Source organism: Candidatus Dependentiae bacterium (genome assembly GCA_026389065.1).
Classification (GTDB): Bacteria; Babelota; Babeliae; order Babelales; family Chromulinivoraceae; genus JACPFN01.
The window spans coordinates 12,501-18,269 of sequence record JAPLIP010000055.1; the positions used below are offsets into that span (position 1 = coordinate 12,501).

Here is a 5,769-nt window from a genome sequence, read left to right on the forward strand (position 1 = left end):
CTTGCGACCTGACATCTAATGATCATCGTTTACAGCGTGGACTACCAGGGTATCTAATCCTGTTTGCTCCCCACGCTTTCGTCCCTCAACGTCAGAAATGGACCAAGAAGCTGCCTTCGCCATCGGTGTTCCTCTCGAGATCTACGCATTTTACCGCTACTCCGAGAATTCCGCTTCTCTCTTCCATCCTCAAGCAAAACAGTTTCGGTTACAGTTTCTTGGTTAAGCCAAGAGATTTTATAACTGACTTGTTTCGCCGTCTACAGACCCTTTACGCCCAGTGATTCCGAATAACGTTTGCACCCCTCGTATTACCGCGGCTGCTGGCACGAAGTTAGCCGGTGCTTTCTCTAGTGGTACCATCATCTCCCGCTGCTATTAACAACGGTTCTTTTTTCCCACTTAACAGGAGTTTACAATCCGAAGACCGTCATCCTCCACGCGGCGTCGCTGCATCAGGCTTTCGCCCATTGTGCAATATTCCTCACTGCTGCCTCCCGTAGGAGTTTGGACCGTGTCTAAGTTCCAATGTGACCGTACACCCTCTCAGGCCGGTTATCCATCATAGTCTTGGTAGGCCTTTACCCCACCAACTAACTAATAGAATATAAGCTCATCTTTTAGCGACAGCAAAGAGGCCATCTTTCTCTCTTACGAGACATATGCAGCATTAACTTTAGTTTCCCAAAGGTATTCTTCACTAAAAGGTAGATTCTCACGCGTTACTCACCCGTTCGCCGCTTTACTCATACCGAAATACTTTCACGCTCGACTTGCATGTGTTAGGCACGCCGCCAACGTTCATTCTGAGCCAGGATCAAGCTCTCCATCACAAAATTTAAAATTGATAAAGGTTTTACTTTAGAATCTTACCCGCGTATCTTTTAACGGATACGCATGCATTTTTTCTATATTCTTATGATATTTCAAAGATTTAAAATCGACCCCTTTTTAGAGGTAGAGTTTTAGTAAACTTCTTAATTTTTGACATCGACTCCGGCTTTTAATCGCCTTCTGATGTCTTGGATTTCAACTGATTACAAATAGAAGAATACCCCCAATCATCAGCAAAGTCAACAATATTTGCAAGAAATTACACACTTTTTTAAAAATTTATATTTTTTGCACTTTTGCGAGCAAAAATCAACCAACCAAAGCACATCTTTTTTTCAAAAAAGCCTTTTAAAATACGCTTTTGCGAGACCAATTCACTTCCTTGATCAAGTTTAAGAAAAATAGGATTTTTTTAACAAAACAGCACATTGTCGACCAATTTTATTAAAAATCTTCATATTTTTTTAAAATATTTTTAAAAAACTTTATAAATCTTTGTACATATTCTAACAAAAAAGACTCTTTATTATTGAATCGTTTTTTTGAAAATCAAAACTTAGTATACTGTTGGCATATATTAATCACTTATAATGAAAAGAAACATGGTAATAACAGACCAACTCAAAGAAAAGCTTAAAAACCTTGAACCCCACATCAAAGTAATCAAAGAGTATTGGGCATCCTCAAGCCTTGAAAACCAATTAAACACCCTTACCAGCGAAAGCAACGATATTGATTTTTGGAAAAATCCAAACAGCGGCTCTATCTTAAAGGCTCTCCAAAAAATAAAGGGCACCTCTGAGCAATACAACAAAACAATAAAAAGCTTTGGCGAGCTAAATGAATTACTAGATCTCTTTGCCGATGACGAAAAAGAAACGGCAAACCTTGGCATTGAAATCAATCGGCTTATCAAGCAAACACTCATCTTTAAAATAGAGCTACTGCTCACTGAAGAATATGACCACTCTTCTTGCTTTCTTTCTATAAACTCAGGCGCAGGAGGAACAGAATCGCAAGACTGGGCTGACATGATCCTGAGAATGTATCTTAGATTCTGCGAACAAAACAAACTCCAAGCATCTATCGTTGAACACAATGCTGGAGAAGAAGCAGGTATTAAATCAGCGACTCTTTATATTAAAGGTGATAATGCATACGGACTGCTTAAAGGAGAGCATGGTATTCACAGACTTGTAAGGATTTCTCCTTTTGACGCAAACAAAAGAAGGCACACCTCATTTGCTGCAGTTACTCTAGTGCCAGAGCTTCCACCCTGCGAAAAAATAGAAATTGACACAAAAGACTTACGCGTTGACACTTACCGAGCAAGTGGAGCTGGGGGACAACACGTTAACAAAACAGAATCTGCAGTTCGAATCACTCACATTCCCACAAACATAGTCGTGCAATGCCAAATTGAACGATCACAAATCCAAAACCGAGAAACTGCCATGAAAATGCTCATGGCAAAATTAAGACAAAAACAAAGACTCGAAGAAGCAGCAAAAACTGTCGTTGAAAAAAAGAAAGCAGAATGGGGATCTCAAATCAGATCTTATGTCCTTCATCCTTATAAAATGGTTAAAGACCATCGAACAAACAAAGAACATTTTCAACCAGAACTTGTCCTGGATGGAGACCTTATAGATTTCATTGAAAGTTATCTCATTGCACAAGGGGCAAACCAACAATAAATTAACAAATTATTGCGTAAATCTACTCCTTATATATAAGGGCATAAAAAAATCATAGAATCTTTAACAAAAACAGGCTTAGATTTCACGACCTTAGCCTGTTTTTATTTGTTTAAATCAAAGCCCAAATCATCATCCATAAAGCGTGTGAAGCATAGACTCCAAACCAAAATGGGTAGAAACGTTGACAGTTATTTATAAAATATGAAAAAGCACCCGCCAAAACCAACCAAAACGTAACTGATGCAGGCATTAACATTGCACCCACCACGACTAATGGCTCAGGAACCATAAGCCTGAAAATCAACCCAAAGACAAAACCCACAATAACCACACCATGGTCATACGTTCCAAACTGGATCATCACATTAAACTCTTGTGCCGACTGAGCAAGTAAATCAAAAGAACCAAGCTTAAATGTATTTAAATAGCTCCAAATTATAAATCCTGAACTCATCATAGCAACCACAAACCCAAGCATTTGATATCGCAGAATTCTTTCATATGAAATATTTGATAATTCAGCCAATTTATAAGAAAACAAAAGATCTACAATCAGTCCAATACAAAGCATAGAGAAAACAGAAACGCAAACAACACTCGTTAATTGATTTCCAGAATAAAGATATGAAAGAGGAAGTAAGATAAGCCATACAAAAACCGACAAATCAATCACTCCAATTTTTGCAACAATGACACAAACATAATAAGCAACAGAGAGCAATGCAAAAAGTAAATATACCTGAGCCATCAATGAAACAGACCATGCATGCAAAAACACAACTGGTATAAATATGCCACCGGCAAACAAAATCACTTTATACTTTGAATTCAATCGCCTTACCAGGCTCGAGTAAAAACCAGACAGCGTAAAAGCTTGATACTCATTACTCCTATTTTTAAAAAGATACAGAAACACTTGCGTTATAATTAATGCTAGAAACACACCTGAGCAAAAAGTCACAATAAACTCTTTGTCAGGAGATGAAACAAAATATTGATTCCTTAGATACAAAGACAACTTTCTTGAAACAATCCCAATCAAAAGCGAAATCGTGCTCAATCTTCCTGCCACAAAACCAATAGAAATAAGCATTGGAATCATATGCAAAGATAGCAAATATGGTTGCAAAAATACTCTTTGTGCAAACAATAGCACGTTCCAAGCAGATGAAGCCATTAGACCTTGAGCCATCATGTTCTGGCTAGACCGAGCATTATTAATGTAAACAATATCATGTATCAACTTACTCATAGGAAATGGCAGCTTTCTATGAACGATTAAATAATCTTTGAAAAAATAAGCTATCAAAAAAGCAGGAAGGCCTGCACAAAAAACAAACAGAGAAGCATTGCTCGCAAAGGTCAGTGGAGACTTCATAGAAAGCTCAAATGCTCGCTCATGTAAAAAATAAAAGGCTGGCCACGTAAGCCCAAGGCACGTACCAACCATTCCACCAATTGATCCAGCAGCAATAGTTACAATAACATATTTTTTAAACCAATCTTTAGAGGTAAGCGGCATTGCAAGAACCATACATACCACCACAAAAACTGGCGCTACCCATGGGCCAAGTTGCGTACTCATAGCAAGATAGCTCATCATAGCCGTAGACAAAACAGAAAAGAAAATAGATAGAAAAATTAACAAAATCTGCACAACACTCTCCTAAAAAAACAACTAACACTCTTTGCCAGAGAGCCTAATCAATATTTTTAAAAGCACCAAATAATTGTAAACAAAAAAACAAATGATAGCCTTTAAAGAAACGAATGTATAAACCCTAGGAGACCATGAAGACACACTTCTTATTTCTAAGCCTACTAAGCAGCTTGCTGACAACGACTTTATCACCCAAATCAAATAGTGACATATCACAACTCTTTGACACCGTAACCTTAAAAAATAGTTTGGCCGTTCAACAAATTCTAACTTCAAAAGGATTTAAAAAAACATGCTTTACCACAAAAGACAATTTCAAAATCTGCGCATCGTTTTTAGATCAAAGCAAAACTAAAAAAATAAAGGGTACTATTTTGTATTGTGCTGGCTTTTATCCAGGAACAAAAGAAGGAATGACATCTTTTTACGCTCTGCTAGAAAATCAACCGTACAACTTTTTATTTTTCGATGCACGAGGACACCAGGAAAGTGATGGCTCGCTTTTTTCATATAATAATTTAAAACAATATGGATCATCGGAATATCAAGACATACTCGCAGCAATTGATTTCTTACAACGATATAATTCTGAAAATAAAATCACACACAATATAGTTATTCATGGCATTTGCTCTGGTGCTTTTCATAGCCTAAAAGCGATAGATCATCTACAAAACACAGACAACCCTAGCGCTTCATCAGTCAAAGGTATTATTTTTGATAGTGGCTGGCTCAGACTTACTGATATTGTTGAACCAACGGTACACGCAGAAACACAAAGTTATTTTAAAAACAGCTACTTTTCATGGTTTGCAAAACCAATTAGTTATTTAATTAGACTTTTTTATAGATGCGTTCTTAAAAATCATCATTCAAAGGTCGACAATATCGAAACATGTTTAAAAAATGCAAAATGCCCCATATTCTTCATACACTGCACCAATGATCCATACGTACCAATCGCACCAATTCAAAACCTAACACACGAATTAAACAAACATGAATCTTGGTGGATTACTCATGATAGCCACGCAACATACCACTTAAAAGAGCAAGATCTATACTCACACAAAATTAAAAAGTTTTTGTCCAAGGTTTTGTAAGCTTAAGCAGTATGCGTTAAAGAACTATTTCCTGCCAAAAAATGAATATGGATATGAAAAACAGACTGCCCAACAGATGCGCCATTGTTAGAAATTAATTTGAACTCTTGCGCGCCTGGTATTTCTTGAGAAAGTTTTTGTGCCATCAAAAAAACAGATCCAAAAAGAAGCTGGTCCTGCTGGCTACAGGACTGAATATTTTTGATATGCTTTTTAGGAATAATTAAATAATGAATTGGCGCTTGTGGATGCAAATCTTTAACGACTATTAAATCATCAGTTTCTTGAATTTTTTTACTTGGGATCTGACCAGAAACAATCTTACAAAAAACACAATCTTGATTCATATAGCCTAAATCATTAAGCATTGCTTTTTTCTCCAAAGAAATGACAAGCAGCTTCTATTATTTCCGATTTCATTGTTTCCATTATCTTTTTGATGCCATGTTTAACGCTAAACCAAAAATGTTCG

4 protein-coding genes and 1 rRNA gene (1 of these 5 cut by a window edge) are annotated in these 5,769 nt (G+C 36.8%); 2 read left to right on the top strand and 3 right to left on the bottom strand.

The window, feature by feature from the left end:
- Positions 1 to 833 (bottom strand): 16S ribosomal RNA (locus tag NTU89_04045) (it extends 646 nt beyond the left edge of the window).
- A 603-nt stretch (positions 834 to 1,436) separates the two neighbouring features.
- On the opposite strand from NTU89_04045, the gene prfB reads away from it, so the two are divergent.
- On the top strand, positions 1,437 to 2,531 hold the full coding sequence (prfB, locus tag NTU89_04050; GenBank protein MCX5923703.1) for a peptide chain release factor 2: 1,095 nt from the start codon (positions 1,437 to 1,439) through the stop codon (positions 2,529 to 2,531).
- 112 nt (positions 2,532 to 2,643) lie between these two features.
- Here the strand turns inward: prfB and NTU89_04055 are convergent, their stop codons facing one another.
- Positions 2,644 to 4,191, bottom strand: coding sequence for a hypothetical protein (locus NTU89_04055; GenBank protein MCX5923704.1), 1,548 nt, complete (start codon positions 4,189 to 4,191; stop codon positions 2,644 to 2,646).
- A 134-nt stretch (positions 4,192 to 4,325) separates the two neighbouring features.
- Between NTU89_04055 and NTU89_04060 the strand changes: the two genes are divergently transcribed.
- A complete protein-coding gene (locus NTU89_04060; protein MCX5923705.1) occupies positions 4,326 to 5,297 on the top strand; it encodes a hypothetical protein in 972 nt (323 codons plus the stop codon).
- A gap of 2 nt (positions 5,298 to 5,299) precedes the next feature.
- Here NTU89_04060 and NTU89_04065 read toward each other — a convergent pair whose 3' ends face one another.
- Complete coding sequence (locus tag NTU89_04065) at positions 5,300 to 5,665, bottom strand: HIT domain-containing protein (GenBank protein MCX5923706.1); 366 nt, start codon at positions 5,663 to 5,665, stop codon at positions 5,300 to 5,302.
- Positions 5,666 to 5,769 lie beyond the last annotated feature (104 nt).

Bases quoted from the DNA above. Each gene is read 5' to 3' on its own strand.
- NTU89_04060 (MCX5923705.1), top strand. From the start codon at position 4,326: ATGAAGACACACTTCTTATTTCTAAGCCTACTAAGCAGCTTGCTGACA.
- NTU89_04065 (MCX5923706.1), bottom strand. From the start codon at position 5,665: ATGCTTAATGATTTAGGCTATATGAATCAAGATTGTGTTTTTTGTAAG.
- prfB (MCX5923703.1), top strand. From the start codon at position 1,437: ATGGTAATAACAGACCAACTCAAAGAAAAGCTTAAAAACCTTGAACCC.